Origin of the sequence: Faecousia intestinalis, assembly GCF_040096185.1 — a bacterium.
Taxonomy (GTDB): Bacteria; Bacillota; Clostridia; order Oscillospirales; family Oscillospiraceae; genus JAZOXB01.
Genome location: NZ_JBBMFF010000089.1, coordinates 1 through 3,298, shown reverse-complemented (window position 1 = coordinate 3,298; position 3,298 = coordinate 1). Strand labels below are relative to the sequence as shown.

At 63.5% G+C, this 3,298-nt stretch carries 3 protein-coding genes; 2 read left to right on the top strand and 1 reads right to left on the bottom strand.

Features of this window, described 5'->3' with window-relative positions; genetic code table 11:
* Nucleotides 1-220: hypothetical protein (locus tag WMO66_RS01605; protein WP_349134665.1), on the bottom strand; the 220-nt coding region annotated here is incomplete at its 3' end.
* A gap of 42 nt (nt 221-262) precedes the next feature.
* On the opposite strand from WMO66_RS01605, the gene WMO66_RS01600 reads away from it, so the two are divergent.
* A complete protein-coding gene (locus WMO66_RS01600; protein ID WP_349134664.1) occupies nt 263-1,543 on the top strand; it encodes an L-cysteine desulfidase family protein in 1,281 nt (426 codons plus the stop codon).
* A gap of 93 nt (nt 1,544-1,636) precedes the next feature.
* Nucleotides 1,637-2,893, top strand: coding sequence for a S1C family serine protease (locus WMO66_RS01595; RefSeq protein WP_349134663.1), 1,257 nt, complete (start codon nt 1,637-1,639; stop codon nt 2,891-2,893).
* Nucleotides 2,894-3,298: the final 405 nt, after the last annotated feature.

Sequence of the window (3,298 nt, the reverse complement as noted above, 5' to 3'; positions counted from 1 at the left end):
CGGCATGCCGCTCCCCTACAAGGCGGGTGCGGTCGACGATAGTGCCACCAAACCTGCAGCTTGCAAGGCGCTCCCTGAGCGCCGCTGCAGACGTAATCGGTTTGTACGTTTTTTTCGGCAGCCTGTGCGTATCGCCGGTGCAGCACCAGGCCCTGCGCCGAACCGGTTTTTCTTTCTTGCCTTTTTCGGCAAAATACGATATCATTAGCTTAGTAAACATTGCACAGGCGTTTCCCAAATACCGATATAAGGAGCTGGCAACATGCTGGAACAGTCGATCCTGCAGAATTATCTTGACATCCTGCGCGAAGAGCTTGTCCCGGCGACCGGCTGCACGGAGCCGATCGCCATTGCCTACTGCGCCGCGACCCTTCGGGAGCTGCTGGGCGCTCTGCCCGAGCAGGTAGACGCCGCCGTCAGCGGCAACATTCTGAAAAACGTCAAAAGCGTCGTCGTACCGAATACCGGCGGGCGCAAGGGCATTGCCCCCGCCATTGCCGTCGGCCTCGTTGCGGGCGACGCGGCGCGCGACCTGCAGGTCATCTCCGCCGTGACGGAGAAGCAGCTTGCGGAGCTGGACGCTTACCTGCAGCGGGTGGTTATTTCCGTCTCGTGCAGCCACTCTCCCTGCCAGCTCGACATCGATCTGCGCGGCAGCTGCGGCGGCCACACGGCCCGCGTGCGCATCACGAACCATCACACAAATATCGTCTGCCTTGAGCGCGACGGCGAGGTGCTGCGCGAGCTGCCCGTTGTGGACTCCGCCGAGGAGCACCGCGCGGACAAGAGCCTGCTGAACGTGGCGGACATCCTGCGCTTTGCGGCCGAGGTGCCGCTCGAGGACCTGCTGCCCCTGCTGGAGCCGCAGGTCAGCTGCAACTCCGCCATTGCCGAGGAGGGCCTCCGCGGCGCATGGGGCGCGCAGATCGGGCGCATTTTACTGGAGGATTACGGGGATGATATCAAGCAGCGGGCCAAGGCCTATGCGGCCGCGGGCTCGGACGCCCGCATGAGCGGCTGCGAAATGCCCGTCGTCATCCTCTCCGGCTCCGGCAATCAGGGCATCACGGCCTGCATGCCCGTCGTGGCCTATGCCCGCCACATCGGCGCGACCCGCGAGCAGCTCTACCGCGCGCTGGCCGTTTCCGACCTTGTCACCGTCCACCAGAAGACCGGCATCGGCCGCCTCTCCGCCTACTGCGGGGCCATCTCCGCCGGAGTCGGTGCAGGCGCGGGCATCTGCTACCTGCTCGGCGGCGACTATGACGCCGTGGCGCACACGGTCGTCAACGCCGTGGCCATCCTCTCCGGCACCATCTGCGACGGCGCGAAGCCGTCCTGCGCGGCCAAGATCGCCGCTGCCGTGGATGCGGGCATCATGGGCTACCGCATGTATCTGCACCACCGCGAATTCCGCCACGGCGAGGGCATCGTCGGCAGCAATGTTGACGACACGATCGCCAAGGTCGGTGTGCTGGCGCAGCAGGGCATGCGGCAGACGGACCGCACGATCCTCGATATCATGCAGGATCGCTGCAGCTGAACGCCCGCGTTCCTTCAAAAATCGTTTTCCGGTCCGTCATAATTTGGACATATCAGGCGGGTATACTACGAGCACAGCAAGGAGCTGAACACCATGGAGCATAACGAGCGCATCGACTCCAGTGCAGGCGAGCCGGTATTGGCCTGCAAACGAAGGAAGCACCTGCGGCTGGCGGCTCTCGCTGTATGCTGCGCCCTGCTCGGCGGAATCGCCGGAGGCGCGGCGACGGGATTGCTTCTGCAGGGCCGCGAGCGAGCGGCCATGCGGCCGGCCGGTCAGCAGACGGCCGTATCCGGGGCAGAGAGCACGGGCGCGGAGCCTTCCGCGGCGCGTGTGGCCTCGACTGCGGGAGAATTGACCCCGACGCAGCTCTATGAGCGCTATGCGCCCTGCGTCGTCGGTGTGCTGAACCTCAGCGCGGTCACGGACCTCTATGGAAAGGACACCATGCAGGCCAGCACCGGCTCGGGCGTTCTCCTCACGGGCGACGGCGAGATCCTGACGAATTACCACGTCGTCAAGGACTGCACGCAGCTCACCGTCACGTTGTATGACGGCACGGAGCACACGGCAAAGCTCCTCGGCTATGAGGAGGACAGCGATATCGCCCTGCTGAAGATCGACGGCAGCGGCTACCGCCACGCGCGCCTCGGAGATTCCGACCGGCTGCGCATCGGCACGGAGGTTGCTGCCATCGGCAACCCGCTCGGCGACCTGGACTACAGCCTGAACGTCGGCTATATCAGCGCGAAGGACCGCGACGTCGATCTGGACGGCCCATCCATCCGCATGATGCAGCTCGATGCGGCCATCAACCCCGGCAACTCCGGCGGCCCGCTGTTCGACCTGCGCGGCAATGTCGTCGGCGTGACGACGGCGAAATATTCCGGCGAGACCGTCACCGGCGCGACGATCGAGGGCATCGGCTTTGCCATCCCCATCAACGACGTCCGCGAGATCCTCTCGGAGCTGCGGGAATACGGCCGCGTGCCGAACCGCGCCCAGCTCGGCGTGATGGTCGGCACGGTCTATTCGACGAACACGGCTCGCAGCGGCCGGGTGCAGGTGCGGGATGTCACAGAGGATTCCGCCGGCGCCCATGCGGGCCTGCGCGACGGCGACTTTATCCTTGCGCTTGATGACTACACCGTGCGCACGCTTTCCGACCTCAGCGCGGCGCTGCGGCACTACCGCGGCGGCCAGCACGCGACGCTCACCATCGAGCGCTACGGCAAGACGTTCCGCCTGCCCATCGTGTTTGACAGCAAGGACGATGCGGTGCAGAACGAAGAGCCAACAACATCGGCCAATGCGCTGGAGCCGTCCGAGCAGGACAGTCCCCGGCCCTGATCCGATGTCTTCCATAGATCGCATCCCTCTCTTTTTCATGCTTTTTCTCTTTTTTTCTCTCTCTTTCTTTCTTTTCTTCGAAATGTACCGTCCGGCTTGCCGGGCGGTACATTTCGTTTTTGCGTCTGGGTGTCGAAAAACCAGTCCAGCCGAAGGTTTTGGAGGGAAGACAAGGGGAAAACGTCGGGGTATCCTCGGTATGGCAAAGAGCCTCCGCTTTGTCATTCCGAGGAGCGAAGCGACGTGGGAATCTCTGGTAAAATGTTTCGAATTCGCCGAGATTTTCCTGAAATTCAGAACAGTCCTGCGAGATTGCCACGGCCCCCGCGGGGCTTTTTGACAGTCTGAGACTCCCAGACGGTTCCCGGCGTGTCAAATGTCCCAGTCATGTCATTGCGAGGCCCC